Below are 17,077 nucleotides of genomic sequence, written 5' to 3' on the forward strand. Positions count from 1 at the left end.
GATGGCCGACGACAGTATCGCCGTCGTAGACCTCGATCGGTGCCAGCCCGATCGCTGTAGCTACGAGTGTAAGAACTACTGCCCGCCCAACCGGACGGGCAAGGAGTGTATCACCCTGCGCGGCGAGGAGGCCGACCAGGGCCAACCGGATCAGGTCCACATCTCCGAGGAGATCTGTCTCGGCGAGACCTGCGGCATCTGCGTCGAGAAGTGTCCGTTCGACGCGATCGAGATCATCAACCTGCCCCAGGAACTGCAGGACGATCCGGCCCACCGCTACGGCGAGAACGCCTTCTCGCTGTACGGCCTGCCGGCGCCCCAGGAGGGGCAGGTTACCGGCATTCTGGGACCGAACGGGATCGGAAAGACGACCGCCGTCCGCATCCTCGCGGGCGAACTCGAACCCAACCTCGGCCGGTACGACGAGACCGTCGACTGGGACGACGTGCTCGAGGCCTACCGCGGGACGGAACTGCAGGACTACATCGCCGACGTCCGCGACGGCGATGTCACCGTCGCCCGAAAGCCCCAGTACGTCGATCAGATTCCGAACCAGTTCGACGGCAACACCCGCGAACTCCTAGAGCGAACCGACGAGCGCGACGTCTTAGACGACCTGGCCGAGCGGCTCTCGATCGAACCCGTCATGGAACAGTCGATCGACGACCTCTCCGGCGGGGAACTCCAGCGGGTCGCGATCGCGGCGACGCTCGCGCGGGATACGGACTTCTACTTCCTCGACGAGATCACGCCGTACCTGGACATCGGCCAACGAGTGACGGCGGCGCGGCTGATCCGCGAACTCGCCGAGGAGGAGGACAGGTCGATGCTCGTCGTCGAGCACGACCTGGCGATCCTCGACCTGCTCGCGGACACGCTTCACGTCGCCTACGGTGAGCCGGGCGCCTACGGTGTCATCACCGCGCCCAAGTCCGTCCGCAACGGGATCAACGAGTACCTCGCGGGCTACCTCGACAACGAGAACATGCGGATCCGCCCGGGCGCGATCGAGTTCCAGGAACACGCCCCGCGGAGCGCCAGCCACGGCGACACCCTCGTCGAGTACCCCGACCTCACCAAGAGCTACGGCGACGACGAGTTCGCCCTGGAGGTCGAGGGCGGCGAGATCCGCGAGAACGAGGTCCTCGGAATCGTCGGCCCGAACGGGATCGGGAAGTCGACGTTCGCGAAACTGCTGACGGGCAACCTCGAACCCGACGAGGGCGACGCCGATCTGGACCTCGAGATTTCGTACAAACCGCAGTACGTCACGATCGACCAGCACATGCGGGTCGACGCCTTCCTCTCCTCCATCACCGACCAGTTCGGCTCCTCGTACTGGAACACCGAGATCGCCCAGCCGCTGCAGCTAGAGCGGATCATGGAGCAGAACCTCTCCGATCTGTCGGGAGGTGAGCGCCAGCGGGTCGCGATCGCGGCCTGCCTCTCCGACTCGGCCGATCTGTACCTGCTCGACGAGCCCTCGGCCCACCTCGACGTCGAACAGCGGGTGCAGGCGACCAGCGCGATCCGGCGCTACGCCGAACAGCAGGACGCGACCGTCCTGGTCATCGACCACGACATTTACATGATCGACCTGCTCGCCGATCGGCTGATGGTCTTTGACGGCGAACCCGCCGTTCACGGCCGAGCGGGCCAACCCCAGCCCATGCGCGACGGCATGAACGAGTTCCTCGCGAACCTGAACGTCACCTTCCGCCGGGACGAGCGGACCTCCCGACCGCGGATCAACAAGCCCGACTCGCAACTCGACAAGCGACAGAAGGGCGAGGGCGAGTACTACTACGCGCCCTGACGACGGTCGTCTCGGTCTCGAACTGCGCGGATTCTCGACGAGTCAGTGCGCATCGTCGAGTCGCGCCAGCTGCTCGTCGGTCAAGTCGATCGACGCCGCGGCGACGTTCGCTTCGAGGTGCTCGAGGCTCGAGGTGCCCGGAATGGGAATCGTGACGTCCGAGCGTTCGAGTAACCACGCGAGCGCGATCTGGTACCGAGAGGCGTCGTGTGCGTCGGCGACTTCGTCGAGGGCCTCGCACCCGTCGAGGGCCGCCTTGTCGATCGGCGAGTAGGGAACGAACCCGATTCCGGCGTCCTCGCAGGCGGACAGGACGTCCTCTTGGTCGCGGTTGGCGATGTTGTAGTAGTTCTGGACGGTCGCGATCTCGGCGACGTCGCGAGCGCGTTCGAGTTGCTCGACGTCGACGTTGCTGAGGCCGACGTGGCGGACGAGCCCCTCGTCTTTCAATTCGGCGAGGGCGGTCACCGAGTCCTCGATGGGCACGTCGGGATCCGGCGTGTGGAGCTGGTAGAGGTCGATGACCTCGGTCTCGAGCCGAACGCGGCTGCGAAGCGCCGCGTTCTTCAGGTACGCCGGATCGCCGCTGACGGCGGTGCTCGCGTCCGGTTGTTTGAGGATGCCGCCTTTCGTCGCGACGACGATGTCGTCTCGGTCGACGTTGATCGTCCGACCGACGACGCACTCGCTCGAACCGTTACCGTACATGTCCGCGGTATCGACGAAATCGACGCCGAGATCGACCGCGCGTTCGAGGACGCGCTTCGCGCCGTCGACGTCGTCGGGCCAGTGCATATTGTTCGATCCACCGAGGCTCATCGCGCCGAACCCGAGTCTGCGGACGGTCAACTCGCCGCCGATTTCGAACGTTTCGCTCTCGTCGGATTCCATACGTGTTCTAGGTTCCGAAGTATTGCGGCGGTACCGATATATCCCTCCCTCGAAAGACGGCGGCCGGGTTTCCCTCAGCCGATCAGCCGCTGACAGCTTCCACAGAGGTTCTGCTCTTTGATATCGACCTCGCGGACCGTCGGGGAGAAGTTCATCACGCACCGGTTGTTGTCGCAGTGTTCGAGGCCGTAGGTGTGGCCGATCTCGTGGACGATCTCCTTGCGCACGCGATCCTCGAAGATTTCGCTCGCGCTCTTGGTCGAGAAGCCGCCGTCGCTTGAGGTCTGGAGTCGGTACGTCGAGACGACGCTGCCGCTGCCGTCGAGGTAGGCGAGCCCGAAGACGTAGTTCCGACGTCGGTAGAAGAGGTCGTGCGGGGTGATCGCGATGTTTTTCTCGCCGCGGCCGACGCGCTCGGCCAACTGGATGAACGTCTCCGCACAGTACTGATTCCGCCCGGAATCGTACGCGCCGTTCGGGACCGACTGCGACTCGTTGATCGTCACGTCGCAGTCGTAGACCGATCGCAACGCCGACGAGGCGGCCCGCTTGACCGCCGCGGGCACGTTGCCGACCGGTACGATATCGACGAGCATAGCAAGGGCTTAGGCCGCGGACAGCATAAACGTCCCGCCGTGTCCCACTCTCGCCGGGAATCCGAGACAATGTGCGATTACCTCGCCGACTACGATCGCGTCGTCGAGGTCGGCGTCGGCCGCCGGACCGAGCTCGCGGCGGCGCTCGTTCAACGGGGCATTGCCGTCACCGCGACGGACGTTCACGCGTTCGAGGTACCTGACGGCGTCCGGTTCGTCCGCGACGACGTCGTCGACCCCGACCCGTCGATCTACGCCGACGCCGGCGCGATCTACGCGCGGAACCTTCCGCCGGAACTCCACCGCCCCGCGCTCGACGTCGCCCGCGAGGCCGACGCCGACTTCCTGTTTACGACGCTCGGCGGCGACCAGCCCGCCGTGCCGGTCGAGCGGAGGACGATCCGGGACGGAACGCTGTACGTGGCCCGATCGGGGCCGCGCTGAAAGCGGCGCGATCGATCGGGATCGCTCGACGCCGGTCCGCGACGGAACGATTTATCGAGTTCCGGGACGGTTCGAGAACCAATGGCGTTCGAGTCCGAGACTGCGGTGTTCGCCGTCGTCGTCGCGTTCGCGATCGTCGCACTCGCGGTGTTCCTCCGCTGGTCCGGCTACCTGATCTGGCTGGCCGGCCGCCTGTTCGCGCTTCCGGGCGTCGTGATCCACGAGTTCGCCCACAAGTGCGCTTGCGATCTCGTCGGCGTTCCCGTCGTCGAGGTCGTCTACTTCCGGTTCGGCGATCCAGCGGGCTACGTTCGCCACGCCCGGCCCGAGCGCTACCGCGCGTCGTTCACAATCAGCGTCGCGCCGTTTCTCGTCAACACCGTCGTGTCGTTCTGGCTCTTTCTCGCCCTCGCCGCCCTCGTCTCGACGGTCGGCGATCTTCGAACGGCGCGCCCCTGGGTGCTCACAAGCGCGATCGCGCTGGGCTGGTTCGCCCTCTCGATCGGAATCGCGGCGGTTCCGAGCACGGGCGACGCGAATACCCTCTGGAACAGATCGCGATCGGAGTGGCGCCGATCGCCGATCGTCCTGCTCGGGATCCCCGTCGTGCTCGTGATCTACGTCGCCAACCTGCTGTCGTGGCTGTGGGCCGACGTCCTGTACGCGCTCGCGATCGGTTTGATCGCGTTTTATCTTTTCGGCCTCGCGCCAATTTGAGCCGCGATCGTTTCGAAAGGTTGGGTTCGGAAAGGGAGCGGACTCGTCCGCTGAAAGCACTACGAAAGCCCCTGGCGCTATCCGGTCGAGGAGCTCGCTGCGCGCTTCCCTCACTTCGTTCGGTCAGTGCTTACGTCGCCCGTCTTCCCGGATAGCGCCAGCCCCTTTCAGTCCCACCCACGGTGGCAGCCCGCCCAGCCGACACGGGCGGGACTGAAAGGGGCTGGCACGCTCGATGACACCGCGTGATCGAATCCCGCCCTCTCGAATCGAATCCGATCGCCTTTATCCGCGGCGAGCCCAGAGAGCGAGTATGAACGCAGACGCCGTCGTGTTAGACGTCGACGGCGTGCTCGTCGACGTCGCCGACTCCTACCGCCGGGCGATCGTCGACTCGATCGAGCACGTCTACGAGCGGACGATCCGAAAGCCCGACATCCAGCGGTTCAAGGACGCCGGCGGATTCAACAACGACTGGGAACTCACCTATGCGGCCGCCCTCTACGTCCTCGCGACCGAGGAGGGGTACCGCGATTCGATCGCCGGCTTCACCGATCGGATCGCCGCCGAGGGCGGCGGGCTGGAGGCCGCCGAGACCGTCGTTCGCGACGCGATCGGCGCACGGGCGACCCAGCGCGTGACCGATCGTTGGGATCCCAATCGACTCCGTGACGTCTTCCAGCAGCTGTACCTCGGCGCGGACCTCTACCGCGGGATCGAGAGCGGCGAGCCCGACCTCGAAACGCGCGGGTTCATCCACGACGAACCCGTCGTGCTGGAGAGCGAGGCCCGCGATGCGCTCCTCGGGGACTACGACGTCGGCATCCTGACCGGCCGCCCGGAGGCCGAAGCGGAGATCGCCCTCGATCGGGTCGGCCTGGACGACGAGATCCCCGTCGAGTACCGGTTCACGATGGACGACTGGGAGGAGGGCAAACCGCACCCCCGCGCGCTGGTGACCCTCGCGGAGCGCTTCGACGCCGACGCCGTGGCGTTCGTCGGGGATACGCTGGACGATATTCGGACGGCGGTCAACGCTACCGAGGCGGACCCCGATCGGGACTACCACGGGATCGGCGTGCTCACCGGCGGGCTGACCGGTGAGGAGGGCCGCCGAAAGTACGAGGACGAAGGTGCGTCGGCGGTCGTCGACTCGGTCAACGACGTTCCCGGCCTGCTCGAGGAGTGAGCGGCGGGGCGCGATCGGCGCACGACGGGCGCTCATCACCGGGAAAATCGCGTGATCGAAACCCACACGTCAAATCAAGCCAGTAGTGTCCGTATGACACGAACTGTCGACGACCTTCGGAACGACATCCGCGAGGCCGTGGGGAGATACGAACGGATCGAATCGACCACCTTCACCAAGGAAGCCCTCGCCGCGATCTGTGACGCCGTGAACTACGACATCGAGACGAATCCGTTGCCACCCAAATCGCAGATGCGATCGGGTATTCTCCGGAAAATCGACGTACTGGAGGAAGACGACCCGGACCGCGCCGAACGCCCGTTCCGGAAGGCGGACCTCGAATCGATCGCGGCGGCGCTGGACGCCGAGTAGCGACTGGTCCCGTGCTCGCCCGTGACCGCCGAGTGACCGGTCCGCGGGAGGTCGCAACGGACATCCGTCAGTATCGGCCCCCTCGTTTTTTCGCCGTCGCCGGTGTAGCGTGGCGAACCGATGCGCGAGGGCTTCTCCCGCGACGACCTCCCCGGCGAGCCGACCTCGCCGTGGCTCGCGACCACCCGCGACGACGACCCGCCCGCGAACCGACTCGAAGCCGATCGCACGGTCGACGTCTGCGTGATCGGCGCCGGGATCGCCGGCCTCTCGACGGCGATCAACCTGCGCGATCGCGGCCGATCGGTCGCGGTGCTCGAGCGCGACCGGGTCGCGACGGGCGTGACGGGTAAATCGACTGCGAAGCTGACCAGCCAACACGGGCTCATCTACGATCACTTGCGTCGGGAGTTCGGTCGTCGACAGGCCCGACAGTACGCGGCGGTACAGGAGGAGTCGATCGATGAGGTCGAGCGGCGGATCGCGGCGGCCGAAATCGACTGCGGCTTCGAGCGCCAGCCCTCGTACCTCTACGGCGACAGCCCCGGCGCGATCGAACGCGAGGCCGACGCCGCGCGTGGCGCCGGAATCGACGCCAGGTACGTCACTTCGGTGCCGCCGTTCGAGCGGGCGGCCGCGGCCGTCCGGTTCGACGAGCAGGCGTGGTTCGACCCGCGATCGTACCTGCTTGGAATTGCCGACGAACTCCGAGCGGACGACGACGCCGGACTGTTCGAGGAGACCCGCGTCACGGACGTCGAGCCCGGAACGCCACCCCGCGTCAAGACCGAGGCGGCGACGGTGACGGCACGCCGCGTCGTCGTCGCGACCGGCTTCCCGATCCTCGATCGGGCGGGCTACTTCGCCCGGATGTACCCGAAGCGCTCCTACGTGCTGGGAATCCGCCTCGACGGGAAGCCGCCCGAGGGGATGTACTACCGGCCCGGCGACCCCTACCGATCGGTCCGGACCCACCGCGGCGAGGAGACGCTCCTGCTGGTCGGCGGCGAGAATCACAAGACCGGCCAGGGTGGATCGACCGCCGATCGCTATCGGCGCCTCGCCCGCTGGGCGCGCGATCGGTTCCCCGTCGACGAGATCGCCTACCGATGGTCGACCCAGGACTACCGACCGGCCGACAAGGTCCCCTTCGTCGGTCGCGCCGGCGCGGGCGCCGAGAACGTCCTCGTCGCGACCGGCTTCCGCGGCTGGGGGATGACCAACGGCGTCGCCGCCGGCCGACTGCTCGCCGCCAGGATCGCCGGCGAGGAGCACCCGGCGCTCGACCTGTTCGATCCGCTCCGGCTGACGCCGAAGGCGTCGTTCCGCGAGGCCGCCGTCGAGAACGCCGACGCCGCGAGCGAGTTCGTTACCGACTGGGCGCGCACGCTGCTCTCGGCCGATCGATCGACGCTCGACCACGGCGAGGGGCGAATCGTTCGCAGCGGCGGCAAACCGATCGCCTGCGCCCGCGACGAGGACGGCGACCTCCACGCCGTCTCGGCCGTCTGCACCCACATGTACTGTCTCGTGGAGTGGAACGACGCTGAGGGCAGTTGGGATTGTCCCTGCCACGGCTCGCGGTTCGATCCCGACGGAACGGTGCTGGAGGGACCGGCGAACGAGGAGCTGCCGAATCGAAGCCGAGCATCGAACCGAGAGTCGAACCGGGATTCGGACTGACGGACGGTTCGACCCGGTGATCAACGGATGATCCGAGCCGGCGACTGACGTGCGACCCGAGCCGGAAATTCACGGTGGCCCGAGCCGGCGACCGACGAGAATTCGATCGCCGAGCGGACAACAGAACGACTATCTGACAGCGGACCGAACGGTGCGTCGATGCCGGAATCCCTCCAGTCGGTCGTCGGAACGGCCGTCGCCGACCTCTCCCGATCGATCGGCGCGCTCGTCGGGCTCGCGTGGACGTGTTTCGTGGTCGTCGGGATTCTCGGTCGAGTCGCGCCGCTCCCGGCGGCGGAGGGGCCGCTCCTCGGCGGGCTGTTCGCCGTCGCGCTCCTGCTGGTCGCCGCCATCGGCGCCGAGTGGCTCGTCCACGGCGGCTACGAGCGACTCGGCGCGGATCCCGCCGGGGGCTGGACGTTCGTGTGGCTGGCCGTTCTCTTCGTGCCGCTCGCGTTCCTGCCGCTGCGGATCGCGGTCGGGTTCCTCGTCGGCGGCGGATCCGGACTCAACGGCCTCTTTCTCGTCCCGACGACGCTCCTCGCGGGCTGGCTGGCGTTCTACGGCGGCCTCGATCGACTCGGACTCGCGGCGGACGACTTCCTTCGCGTGTTCGTCTACGCCGTCGCGATGGGGGCGCTCCCCGTCGCGGCCGCGGTCTTGCTCGACGTCGCCTGGCTGACCGACGATCGCGTCGCGGCGGCCGTCGCGACGGGCGTCCAGGTCGCCGCCTGCTGGCTCGGCTTCACGAGGACCGTTCCCTGACCGGCGTCGGGGCCGGACGACTCGTCCCGGATCGTCCCCCGACTGCACGCGGACCGGCTACGACTCGCTCAGGATCGCCCCCAGCCCGGGATGGTCGACGATGATCCCGTCGACGCCCCGCGCCGCGAGCTGGTCGAACTGCAGCCACGTCTCGATCGTCCAGACGTTCACGGTCCGGCCCTCGTCGCGGGCGTGTTCGACGACATCTATCGCGGGCTCGTCGGCGGGCATCCCCGCGTAGTCGGTCCGCGCGAGCGGCGTCCCGGCGATCGCGTTTCGCGGCGGGTGGATCGCCTCGCAGTCGTAGCGGCGGGCGATCTCGAAGCCGGTCTCGAGGTCGTCCCAGACGAGCGCCGCGGCGACGTACTCGGGCGCGACGTCGCGGACGGCCGACAGCGCCCCCTCGTAGAACGACGAGAAGAGGATCTCGCCGTCGAACGCGTCGCACTCGGCGACGACGCGATCGACGAACGGCGTCCAGACCTCGCGCCGATCGTCGCGCTCGTCGGGGGAGAGCGACGTCGCGAATCGCAGATCGTCCGCGCCGGGGTTCTTCAGTTCGACGTTGACGCCGACCGCGTCGGGGACCGCCTCGAGCAGTTCGGCGAGCGTCGGGACGGTCTCGTCGGTGCCGAGCACCCGCGCGTCCTGTACCGTTTCGATGGCCGTCTCGCGAACCAGTCCTGAGGCGTCGGTGAGCGGGCGCCCGTCGCGAGCCCCGTCGAGGCGCTCGTCGTGGATCACCACCGGCGTCCCGCAAGCCGCTGGCTGGACGTCGATCTCGATCATCGCGGTCTCGTCGCGTTCCGCGGCGCGAACGGCCGCGGCGACGGTGTTTTCGGGAGCGGCGCCGGCGTAGCCCCGGTGGGCGATGACGGAGGGACGGGTCATACCGGGACGACGCGAGCGATCGTAAAGGAGCCTGCGGCGTCGGCGGTTTGAGCCGGCGATCGACGGGACGAGTCAGGCGAGGCGAGTGAGTCTGGAGTCGCTGATCGGATCACGGAAGCGACCGCCGGTCGCCCGCGTGGCGACTCCCGGGTCCCGTTTCAACACCCTCCCCGTCCAAGGGACGGACGTGACCAGAACCACGCTCGAAGACGTCGAACGGAGTCTCGATCGCGCGGCCGATCTCGACGCCGAGGAGGCGGTGTCCGTGCTGCGGACGGCCCGCGAGGACCTGCGGGCGCTCGGGAACGATCCCGACGTCGACGAAAAGCGCCGCGAGGAACTCGAAGAGCGCCTCCGACAGCGCATCCGCGAGGTCGAGAATCGTGACGCCTACGACAGCGGGCTCGGCGCGGCGATGAACCCGGACGAGGACGACGCACCGTAGCCCGGGTTCCCGATATCGGCGGTCGCCGCTCAGTTTCACGATCGCCAACAGTTTGATTTCGTAGAACTGTTCGCAGGGAGATCCTACCGATTTCGGGGCCGAACGAGGGCGAGTCGAGCCGTTCGAAACGGCGAATTTCACGCGTAACAGTGGATTTCCTTTTTGGTATCCACGGGGGAGGAGCATCCCGATGTACGGACCAACGCGACGTCGACTGCTGACAAGCGTTCCGATCGCATCCGTCCTCCTGCCGGCGGGAGCCGGCTTCGGAGGAGCGGACCCCGATCGAGGCGGGGACGAGGCGGCGCAGATGAAGTCGCGCGAAGACGAGTCCGAACTCGATGTGACGATCGTCGAGACCACCGCTCCCGTCAGCGCGGGGGAGTACCTCGAGGTGACGGCCACCGTCGAGAACACCGGGACGAGCGACGTCCGGACCGACGTCGAACTGCTCGTCGGGGACGATCGCGAACTCGTCGCGCGAATGACGACGACGATCGAGGCGGGAGAGACGAAGCGAATCACCCACGGGTACGACACGTACCCGGTCAGCCGAGACGCCGAGTGCCCGGTGCGGATGGAGGCGGCGGGCAGCGCCGACGAGCGAACCGTCTCCGTGTCGGGCGCGTCGCCGCTGCCCGACGCGAGTCCCGACGAACGCCTCACCGTGCAGCCGGGGACGGAACTGTTGTTCGAAGCCGGCGCCGTCGATCCGAACGGCTCGCAAACCACACACTGGTGGATCGACGGTCAGTACGCCGGCGGGTCGTTCGCCGTTCCGTGGCAGGCGATCTACTACGCCGAGACGGGCGCACACTACTGGCGGACGGCCTTCGAGTCGCCGGGGACGCACGACGTGGCCGCGGCCGTCGTCCCCGACGGCAGCGACGATACGTACGGGGCCCATTGGGAGGTCGTCGTCGACGAGGACGGCAGCACGCCGCCGTCGATCGACGGGCGCCGACCCGAACCCGGGTCGGCGAAACTCTCGCTCGGCGACGGCGGGAAGACGACGATCGAACTCGACGTAACTGATCCCGACGGCGGACTCGATCGGGTCGTCTGGTGGCTGACGCAGTCGGATACGATCCTCGGCGTGTCCGAGGTGTCGGGGTCGTCGGACACCGCGCGGCTCACCGTCGACGCCGATCGGCTCTGTCACACCTGCGAGATCGTCCCGTGGGTGATCACCGCCGACGGCACCCTCGCCGAGCCACAGGAGACGTGGCAGGTCGAGCGCGTCTAGAAGCCGATCGGTGCGCGCCGGAGAGCTAACGGGAGCGGCCGATTCGGTCGCGGCGCCCATCGTCCCGTCGTAGTCGCCTCGATCAACCCCGGAGAGGGAGACGCCGCCTAACTCGACCGAACTAGATGGGCGCGGATCGATCGGTCCCGGCGAAGGCCGCGTCAGCAGCGTTGCTGGCGGAACCGGAGGGAGAGCCCGTCGGAGTCATGTCGCCGGATTTCTGTAAGTAACTGGTCGTCGGTTTTGCCGTCTCCCTCGCAGTCGGGGAAGAAGTGGTAGTGTTCGACGCCGCCCGTGGCGAAGAGGTCGACGCGGACGAGGTATCGGTTGGTTTCAACCGCATCTATCGGTTGGTTTCAACCGCATCGCGCTCCCGTATTGTCGCCGCGCCGTCCTCGTTCCTGGCAGGAACCTCGAACACTCTAGCCAATGCACGTGCGTCGCTCGACGAGTCGCCGGCCGGCCGGAGCAGTTCGATGTCGAGTTCGTGCGAGTCGTCATCGAAATTTCGGAACCCGAGCGTGAGCTGCGAGGACCTATCCGATCGAAACCGTGAACGACCCGAGAGGGCGCCGACAAGCGCCGCACCGCCGGTTCGAAGGATCGACCGCCGGGACCGAATCTGATTCGTAAAGCGTTGTCCCATAATTCTCGAGGTAGTACTCTTGGTATTTTTGGTGCGTCAATGAGAATCGCAACGTCGATCGGAGATGGAACACGTTCCCTCGAGCGGCCGACGGGATCCGCCGTGGAACGGTCGCCGCGATTGACGTCTGCGTCCACGGACGACCCGGCTCGCGTTCAGCGGCGGCCAACGATGCGACGCCGAACGCGACCTCGGACGGCAATTCCGGCGAACTTCCAACCCTTTATTCACTCCCCGTCCCGAGGATCGCGTATGCGAATCGCGTTACTCGGCGGAACCGGCGACATCGGCGAAGGACTCGCGCTGCGCTTCGCGCGCGATACGGACCACGAGGTACTCATCGGCTCGCGCGATCCGGAGAAGGCCCGCGCCGCGGTCGCGGACTACGAGGCGGACCTCGAGGCGCGGGGCGTCGACGCGAACGTCAAGGGTTTCGCGAACGAGATGGCGGCCGATCGGGCCGACGTGGTCGTGCTCTCTGTCCCGCCGTACTACGTCGGCGACACGGTCGAGGCGATCGAAGACGTCCTCGACGAGGAGACGGTCCTCGTCACGCCCGCGGTCGGGATGAAAGGCGACGAGGACGGCCTCCACTACCACCCGCCGTCGGCGGGCAGCGTCACCGAACTGGTCGCCCAGCGCGCGCCCGACGCGGTGCCCGTCGTCGGCGCGTTCCACAACCTCGCGGCCGACGTCCTGGCGAATCTCGACGCCGAGTTCGACCTCGACACGCTCGTCGTCGCCGACGACGCGGACGCGAAAGCGACCGTTCGCAACCTCGCGAACGAGATCGAGGGTCTGCGTGTACTCGACGCCGGCCCGCTGGCCAACGCCGCCGAGGTCGAGAGCGTCACCTCGCTGGTCATCAACATCGCGAAGTACAACGACGACATGCACGACGTCGGCGTGAAGTGGCTCTAGGACGGGCCGTTGCCGGGCGAACGTTTTTTACGGGCTCGATCGTATCCTCGGTAACCGAGTGCCGCACTCGCGACGAGACGACCAACGACCGATTCGCTCGGTTGCGCGGGCAGCGAGACCGCGATCGACCGCGAAAAAACAGCGTGATCGGCGACGGTTACCGCCATTCGTCGATGGACATGGCGTCGTCCTCCGGAACCGTCATCCAGACGTCGTCGCACGTGATGTCCGCAAGTACGAAGTGCTGTCGGCCCTCGATCTCGTCGATCGCTCCAACGACTTCGGCCGCGCCCTCCAGTCCGTCCCCGATCGACTCCAGGTCGGGCTTCATACTCCAACGGACTATGGGATGCGTTATGAATGTTCTGGAATGTCCGCAATTTGTGGTTGAACCTGCAAGGCAATAGTTCAAATCGACGTAAATAGGTCAGATTTGCGCACGTTAAGTGGACAGAACCGGCGCGTGTCAGATTCTGGCAATTGTGGCGTGTGTTACCACTGCCGATCGCGAGGAGGGAACGCGCGATTTTCCCGTCCGGCCGCGGCCGATCGTGTCAGTTTGCGGGGTCGTGTCAGTCTGCGGAATCGATTCGACGGGGGCGGCGTCCCGACGGCCGTACCGGAGGTGGACGACCAGCCGTTGGCATCCCTCGAAGCGTCCGGTACCCGCCGGCAAAACGAGCGAATCAGTCTCCCTTATGCGCCGGCCGATTCGAGCGCGTCTTCGATGTCTTCGCGCTGCGTGACGCCGACGAAGCGCTCGATGATTCCGTCGTCGTTCTCGATGATGAGCGTCGGCAGCGAGCGCACCTGATACTCGTTCGCGACGTCCTGCTGTTCGTCAACGTTGATCTTCTCGACTTCAAATCGGCCCTCCCAGTCGTCCTCGAGTTCCTCGAGGATCGGGTCCTGGGTCTTACAGGGGCCACACCAGTCAGCGTAGAAGTCCTTGAGTGTGACAGTCATGCCGTTCACGCGTAGTTGCCACGCGCTGCGCATAAGGGTTTCCCACTCGTATCCGGGTGGTACCATCGCGCAGACGGGCCGGTCTACGTATACGGTGGGCCGTCCGCGTCACCCCGCCGTTCACGCCGATCGAGCCAATCGGCAGGATTCCGTTCGCATCAGTCGTCGTTGCGATAAGCGTCCGCGTACACGTCAGTTCCCGTTGCGATCGATCGCGTCGACGTGCGTCACTGCGGCGATTCGGTGAGCGCCGCCTTCGGGGATCTCGTCTCGTTACTCGGCGTATCGTCCGCCGAACGCACCGTCGGCCCCGTCTTCAACGGTTTTTCTAACTCGCCGCCGGATCCGACCGGAGAGATTCTTCATCACGATCCGCCCCGAGAATTCCAGTTCCCGTCGCCGGCTCAACGCGTGATAGTCACCTAACTCCTCGTCGGGAACGGTCTTCGGCTCGAACGACGGATCGTGCAGGTTGTCGATCCCGTCGGCCAAGAGACTAATCTGCAGCCTGGCGATCCGATCAAAGACGTCCCATAACGTGTAACAATCGCCGACGTACACCTCGTCGTACGCGACGATTTGCCCGCCGTCGATCGTCTCGTTCAATCGCTGCAGCGTCGCGCCGGCGGTAGTCCGTTCGTCGTAGAAGATAGGAGGTGGCCCCATCCCGCGGTACGATCGGATGTCGCTCGGGTGGAAACTCAACACGCCGTACTCCGGCGCGGTCAGGATGTCGCCCCGGATGAGGCCGAAGCCGAACCGAACCGCGACGTCGCAGCGCTCGGACACCTTCGTAACGACGTCCTCGGGGAACTCGGTCCAGCCGTTCTCGGTTTGGGGGTCGCAGCGAACGTGTTCGGCACCGTCGAAACACTCGATACTCTCGACGTCGACTCGGCGCCAGAGTTGCCGATCATCGCCGAGTAACTCGGCGACCGTTCGCTCCGCGAGAACGAGCGCCCACGCTTTCTCGCGCCACGCGGAGTTGCAAATCCGTTTCACGTCGTCCAAGCCCACGAGTTTCTTCGTCGTCCGGGGTTCGTCGTCGCGATCGGTATCGCGGGACTTACTCACGACCAGCGGAATTTCGATGTCCAGATCGCGCTGCAATCGTTCGATCGCACGCGCTTGCCAAGAGTAGAGGTGTGAGTCAGTGAGAAACCCGACTCTCGCCGGTTCGGTTATCCCCATGGATGCTTCGTCTCGTCCGTCGGCCCTTTGTTACTGCCACTGTTTGACTCGCGTCGCTTCGTGTAGTGTCGCGTTGATAGCGTTGCGAAGGGGCTATCGTTCGATTTCGTTTCGATAACGGGGACTGAGTTGCCGGCAGCAGACTGGCCGTCGGACGATTTTCACGGCGGCGCGAACGTGGGCCGATCGAACGACGAAAGATTTAGTTCGACGGGTACATATCTCTGAGTATGGACAGAGGACAGAACACCGGTGGGCTGATGTCGAGTGCCGGACTCGTCCGGTACTTCGACTCCGAAGACTCGAACGCGATCCGCATCGATCCGAAGACGGTCATCGCGTTCGGTGTGATGCTGGGCGTGCTGGTCCAGTTGCTGACGATCGTCTCCTAACGACGACCGCCGTTTTCTCGCACGTTCACACCGAAGCGCCGCCTCGGGAGCCGGCAGTAGCGATCGATGCGAAAGGATGGCTCGGGCGAACGGCGGTCGGATCGCGCGTTTCAGTCGCGAAAACGCCCGAAGGAGCAGCCCGAAGCCAACGGTCGCCGATGACGCGTCCTTTTTGAGCGCGCCATCCCTACCGGGGCGCATGTCACTCGTAGCTGGCGTCGTCGCCGTCCAGGGCGACGTCGCGGAACACGCGGCCGCGATCGACCGGGCTGTCGCGGCCCGCGGTCGCGAGGTCACCGTCCACGAGATTCGAGACGCCGGAACCGTCCCCGACTGCGATCTGCTCGCGATGCCCGGCGGCGAGTCGACCACCATCTCGCGCCTACTCCGCAGCGAGGGGATCGCCCCCGAGATTCGGGACCACGTCGCCGCCGACAAGCCCCTCCTCGCGACGTGCGCCGGGCTGATCGTCGCCTCGCGCGACGCGAACGACGATCGAGTGGACGAACTCGGTCTCGTGGACGTGCGCGTCGAGCGCAACGCCTTCGGACGCCAGGCGGACAGCTTCGAGGCGCCGCTGTCGGTCGCCGGCCTCGCCGACGACGAGCCGTACCCGGCGGTGTTCATCCGGGCCCCGGCGATCGACGCGGTCGGCGAGGCGGAGGTGCTTGCCACGTGGGACGATCGGCCGGTCGCGGTCCGCGACGGCCCGGTCGTCGGCACCGCTTTCCACCCGGAACTCACGCCCGACAGCCGAATTCACGGCCTCGCGTTCTTCGAGAACGACGAGGCGACGGTGCCGGCGATCGAAGAGACGGACTGAACCGCGAGTCGGACCCGCCTCCGAACCGATCGATCGACCGGCGCCGACCGTCGATCGGCGTCCAGACACTCGCACTCGCCGGCGGGCACGTTTTTCATCCCTCCCCACGTCCGTCGAGGTATGAACGCAACCATCGACGCGGTGCGCGTCGCGGGGACGCCGCAGGGTCCGGTGCCGGTCGTCGTGCTCGCGGTCGAGGGCGAAGACGACGTCGTCCCGATCTTCATCGGCTTCAACGAGGCGACCAGCATCGCTCGAGGGCTCGAGGCCGACGACATCGGCCGTCCGCTGACCCACGACCTCCTACTCGACGTGATGGAGGAACTCGGCGGCCGGATCGATCGGGTCGTCGTCAGCGAGATCGAACGCCGCACCGATGGTCGGGGCGGCACCTACATCGCCGATCTTCACGTGGCGACGCCCCGCGGCGAGGAGGTGATCGACGCCCGACCCAGCGACTCGCTCGCGCTGGCCGCCCGGACGAACGCGTCGATCGAGATGACCGAGGACGTCTTCGAGAACGGCCGAGACGACAGCGAGAAGTTCGACGAGTTGCAAGACATCCGCAACGTATCCGGTGAACTGTAAATGGAGGACACCCTAGACGAGCTATTCGCCGTCATCGAAGATCGCAAGGAAACGCTGCCGGAGGACTCCTACACCGCGTCGCTTTTCACCCACGCCAAGGGCGAGAACGCAGTTCTCGAGAAACTCGGCGAGGAGACGACCGAACTCGTCCTCGCGGCGAAAGACGACGATCGCGACGAGATTGCCTACGAGGCCGCCGACATCGTCTACCACCTGCTCGTGCTCCTCTCGATGAAGGGACTGGAGCTCGAAGACCTCGAACGCGAACTCGAAGCGCGACGGTGAGCGGAGCGGGGCGCCGACGAACGGGCGCGATCGGAGATCGGTCGATCGCCGACGGCCCGACCGCGAGAGGTGTCGGCAGTTCTGGTCGTTCACAAAACACTTAGGCAGATGCGCCGTAGGATCGACGATGAATCGACGGCCGGGAGTAGCTTCTTGGTTCGGGGGAGCCCATATCAGCCCGGTACGCGCGCGACGGGTCGCCGCCCGGGC

The 17,077-nt window shown here is 66.4% G+C and carries 20 protein-coding genes; 14 read left to right on the forward strand and 6 right to left on the reverse strand.

Annotated elements, in window-relative coordinates; all coding sequences use genetic code 11:
* The first annotated feature begins 1 nt into the window (after nt 1).
* Nucleotides 2-1,816 (forward strand): ribosome biogenesis/translation initiation ATPase RLI, encoded by a 1,815-nt coding sequence (locus MUH00_RS05815; protein WP_247002950.1) that lies wholly within the window; start codon nt 2-4, stop codon nt 1,814-1,816.
* Between the two features lie 42 nt (nt 1,817-1,858).
* Here MUH00_RS05815 and MUH00_RS05820 read toward each other — a convergent pair whose 3' ends face one another.
* Nucleotides 1,859-2,707 carry an aldo/keto reductase gene (locus tag MUH00_RS05820; RefSeq protein ID WP_247002951.1) on the reverse strand — a complete coding sequence of 283 codons (849 nt, stop codon included), beginning with the start codon at nt 2,705-2,707 and terminating at the stop codon, nt 1,859-1,861.
* Between the two features lie 74 nt (nt 2,708-2,781).
* Nucleotides 2,782-3,303, reverse strand: coding sequence for an archaemetzincin family Zn-dependent metalloprotease (locus tag MUH00_RS05825; protein WP_247002953.1), 522 nt, complete (start codon nt 3,301-3,303; stop codon nt 2,782-2,784).
* A gap of 39 nt (nt 3,304-3,342) precedes the next feature.
* Between MUH00_RS05825 and MUH00_RS05830 the strand changes: the two genes are divergently transcribed.
* From MUH00_RS05830 to MUH00_RS05855, 6 genes are all read left to right on the forward strand, one after another.
* Entirely contained in the window at nt 3,343-3,747 is a 405-nt protein-coding gene (locus MUH00_RS05830) for a UPF0146 family protein (protein WP_256464807.1), read from the forward strand.
* An 81-nt stretch (nt 3,748-3,828) separates the two neighbouring features.
* Complete coding sequence (locus MUH00_RS05835; RefSeq protein WP_247002957.1) at nt 3,829-4,464, forward strand: metalloprotease family protein; 636 nt, start codon at nt 3,829-3,831, stop codon at nt 4,462-4,464.
* Between the two features lie 313 nt (nt 4,465-4,777).
* Nucleotides 4,778-5,653: a TIGR01548 family HAD-type hydrolase gene (locus MUH00_RS05840; protein ID WP_247002959.1), complete on the forward strand. Its 876-nt coding sequence runs from the start codon at nt 4,778-4,780 to the stop codon at nt 5,651-5,653.
* Nucleotides 5,654-5,746: 93 nt separating this feature from the next.
* Nucleotides 5,747-6,025 carry a hypothetical protein gene (locus tag MUH00_RS05845; RefSeq protein WP_247002961.1) on the forward strand — a complete coding sequence of 93 codons (279 nt, stop codon included), beginning with the start codon at nt 5,747-5,749 and terminating at the stop codon, nt 6,023-6,025.
* A gap of 120 nt (nt 6,026-6,145) precedes the next feature.
* On the forward strand, nt 6,146-7,708 hold the full coding sequence (locus MUH00_RS05850; RefSeq protein ID WP_247002963.1) for an FAD-dependent oxidoreductase: 1,563 nt from the start codon (nt 6,146-6,148) through the stop codon (nt 7,706-7,708).
* Nucleotides 7,709-7,867: 159 nt separating this feature from the next.
* Nucleotides 7,868-8,473: a hypothetical protein gene (locus MUH00_RS05855; protein ID WP_247002965.1), complete on the forward strand. Its 606-nt coding sequence runs from the start codon at nt 7,868-7,870 to the stop codon at nt 8,471-8,473.
* Between the two features lie 57 nt (nt 8,474-8,530).
* Here the strand turns inward: MUH00_RS05855 and MUH00_RS05860 are convergent, their stop codons facing one another.
* A complete protein-coding gene (locus MUH00_RS05860; RefSeq protein ID WP_247002967.1) occupies nt 8,531-9,364 on the reverse strand; it encodes a glycerophosphodiester phosphodiesterase in 834 nt (277 codons plus the stop codon).
* 187 nt (nt 9,365-9,551) lie between these two features.
* On the opposite strand from MUH00_RS05860, the gene MUH00_RS05865 reads away from it, so the two are divergent.
* The 3 genes from MUH00_RS05865 to npdG all read left to right on the forward strand — a co-directional run bounded on the left by MUH00_RS05865 (nt 9,552) and on the right by npdG (nt 12,622).
* Entirely contained in the window at nt 9,552-9,809 is a 258-nt protein-coding gene (locus tag MUH00_RS05865) for a hypothetical protein (RefSeq protein WP_247002969.1), read from the forward strand.
* A gap of 190 nt (nt 9,810-9,999) precedes the next feature.
* A complete protein-coding gene (locus MUH00_RS05870) occupies nt 10,000-11,055 on the forward strand; it encodes a hypothetical protein (protein WP_247002970.1) in 1,056 nt (351 codons plus the stop codon).
* Between the two features lie 898 nt (nt 11,056-11,953).
* Nucleotides 11,954-12,622: an NADPH-dependent F420 reductase gene (npdG, locus tag MUH00_RS05875; protein WP_247002972.1), complete on the forward strand. Its 669-nt coding sequence runs from the start codon at nt 11,954-11,956 to the stop codon at nt 12,620-12,622.
* A gap of 157 nt (nt 12,623-12,779) precedes the next feature.
* On the opposite strand, the gene MUH00_RS05880 is transcribed toward npdG, so the two are convergent.
* The 3 genes from MUH00_RS05880 to MUH00_RS05890 form a co-directional block, all read right to left on the reverse strand.
* Complete coding sequence (locus MUH00_RS05880; RefSeq protein WP_247002974.1) at nt 12,780-12,953, reverse strand: DUF7556 family protein; 174 nt, start codon at nt 12,951-12,953, stop codon at nt 12,780-12,782.
* Nucleotides 12,954-13,318: 365 nt separating this feature from the next.
* Entirely contained in the window at nt 13,319-13,588 is a 270-nt protein-coding gene (locus MUH00_RS05885; RefSeq protein ID WP_247002976.1) for a thioredoxin family protein, read from the reverse strand.
* Nucleotides 13,589-13,861: 273 nt separating this feature from the next.
* Complete coding sequence (locus tag MUH00_RS05890) at nt 13,862-14,779, reverse strand: formyltransferase family protein (protein WP_247002978.1); 918 nt, start codon at nt 14,777-14,779, stop codon at nt 13,862-13,864.
* A gap of 230 nt (nt 14,780-15,009) precedes the next feature.
* On the opposite strand from MUH00_RS05890, the gene MUH00_RS05895 reads away from it, so the two are divergent.
* The 4 genes from MUH00_RS05895 to hisE all read left to right on the forward strand — a co-directional run bounded on the left by MUH00_RS05895 (nt 15,010) and on the right by hisE (nt 16,867).
* Complete coding sequence (locus MUH00_RS05895) at nt 15,010-15,171, forward strand: preprotein translocase subunit Sec61beta (protein ID WP_247002980.1); 162 nt, start codon at nt 15,010-15,012, stop codon at nt 15,169-15,171.
* Between the two features lie 199 nt (nt 15,172-15,370).
* Nucleotides 15,371-15,994 carry a pyridoxal 5'-phosphate synthase glutaminase subunit PdxT gene (gene pdxT / locus MUH00_RS05900; RefSeq protein WP_247002982.1) on the forward strand — a complete coding sequence of 208 codons (624 nt, stop codon included), beginning with the start codon at nt 15,371-15,373 and terminating at the stop codon, nt 15,992-15,994.
* Between the two features lie 120 nt (nt 15,995-16,114).
* The gene (locus tag MUH00_RS05905; RefSeq protein ID WP_247002984.1) at nt 16,115-16,582 is read left to right on the forward strand and encodes a bifunctional nuclease family protein; all 468 of its coding nucleotides are present in this window, start codon (nt 16,115-16,117) and stop codon (nt 16,580-16,582) included.
* Complete coding sequence (hisE, locus tag MUH00_RS05910; RefSeq protein ID WP_247002986.1) at nt 16,583-16,867, forward strand: phosphoribosyl-ATP diphosphatase; 285 nt, start codon at nt 16,583-16,585, stop codon at nt 16,865-16,867.
* Nucleotides 16,868-17,077 lie beyond the last annotated feature (210 nt).

The sequence above is a fragment of the Halosolutus gelatinilyticus genome, from assembly GCF_023028105.1.
GTDB classification, from domain to species: Archaea; Halobacteriota; Halobacteria; order Halobacteriales; family Natrialbaceae; genus Halosolutus; species Halosolutus gelatinilyticus.

What these genes read in the sequence shown, in the direction of transcription:
- MUH00_RS05815 (WP_247002950.1), top strand. Translation starts at nt 2, where the DNA reads ATGGCCGACGACAGTATCGCCGTCGTAGACCTCGATCGGTGCCAGCCC.
- MUH00_RS05820 (WP_247002951.1), bottom strand. Translation starts at nt 2,707, where the DNA reads ATGGAATCCGACGAGAGCGAAACGTTCGAAATCGGCGGCGAGTTGACC.
- MUH00_RS05825 (WP_247002953.1), bottom strand. Translation starts at nt 3,303, where the DNA reads ATGCTCGTCGATATCGTACCGGTCGGCAACGTGCCCGCGGCGGTCAAG.
- MUH00_RS05835 (WP_247002957.1), top strand. Translation starts at nt 3,829, where the DNA reads ATGGCGTTCGAGTCCGAGACTGCGGTGTTCGCCGTCGTCGTCGCGTTC.
- MUH00_RS05840 (WP_247002959.1), top strand. Translation starts at nt 4,778, where the DNA reads ATGAACGCAGACGCCGTCGTGTTAGACGTCGACGGCGTGCTCGTCGAC.
- MUH00_RS05845 (WP_247002961.1), top strand. Translation starts at nt 5,747, where the DNA reads ATGACACGAACTGTCGACGACCTTCGGAACGACATCCGCGAGGCCGTG.
- MUH00_RS05850 (WP_247002963.1), top strand. Translation starts at nt 6,146, where the DNA reads ATGCGCGAGGGCTTCTCCCGCGACGACCTCCCCGGCGAGCCGACCTCG.
- MUH00_RS05855 (WP_247002965.1), top strand. Translation starts at nt 7,868, where the DNA reads ATGCCGGAATCCCTCCAGTCGGTCGTCGGAACGGCCGTCGCCGACCTC.
- MUH00_RS05860 (WP_247002967.1), bottom strand. Translation starts at nt 9,364, where the DNA reads ATGACCCGTCCCTCCGTCATCGCCCACCGGGGCTACGCCGGCGCCGCT.
- MUH00_RS05870 (WP_247002970.1), top strand. Translation starts at nt 10,000, where the DNA reads ATGTACGGACCAACGCGACGTCGACTGCTGACAAGCGTTCCGATCGCA.
- npdG (WP_247002972.1), top strand. Translation starts at nt 11,954, where the DNA reads ATGCGAATCGCGTTACTCGGCGGAACCGGCGACATCGGCGAAGGACTC.
- MUH00_RS05880 (WP_247002974.1), bottom strand. Translation starts at nt 12,953, where the DNA reads ATGAAGCCCGACCTGGAGTCGATCGGGGACGGACTGGAGGGCGCGGCC.
- MUH00_RS05885 (WP_247002976.1), bottom strand. Translation starts at nt 13,588, where the DNA reads ATGACTGTCACACTCAAGGACTTCTACGCTGACTGGTGTGGCCCCTGT.
- MUH00_RS05890 (WP_247002978.1), bottom strand. Translation starts at nt 14,779, where the DNA reads ATGGGGATAACCGAACCGGCGAGAGTCGGGTTTCTCACTGACTCACAC.
- MUH00_RS05895 (WP_247002980.1), top strand. Translation starts at nt 15,010, where the DNA reads ATGGACAGAGGACAGAACACCGGTGGGCTGATGTCGAGTGCCGGACTC.
- pdxT (WP_247002982.1), top strand. Translation starts at nt 15,371, where the DNA reads ATGTCACTCGTAGCTGGCGTCGTCGCCGTCCAGGGCGACGTCGCGGAA.
- MUH00_RS05905 (WP_247002984.1), top strand. Translation starts at nt 16,115, where the DNA reads ATGAACGCAACCATCGACGCGGTGCGCGTCGCGGGGACGCCGCAGGGT.
- hisE (WP_247002986.1), top strand. Translation starts at nt 16,583, where the DNA reads ATGGAGGACACCCTAGACGAGCTATTCGCCGTCATCGAAGATCGCAAG.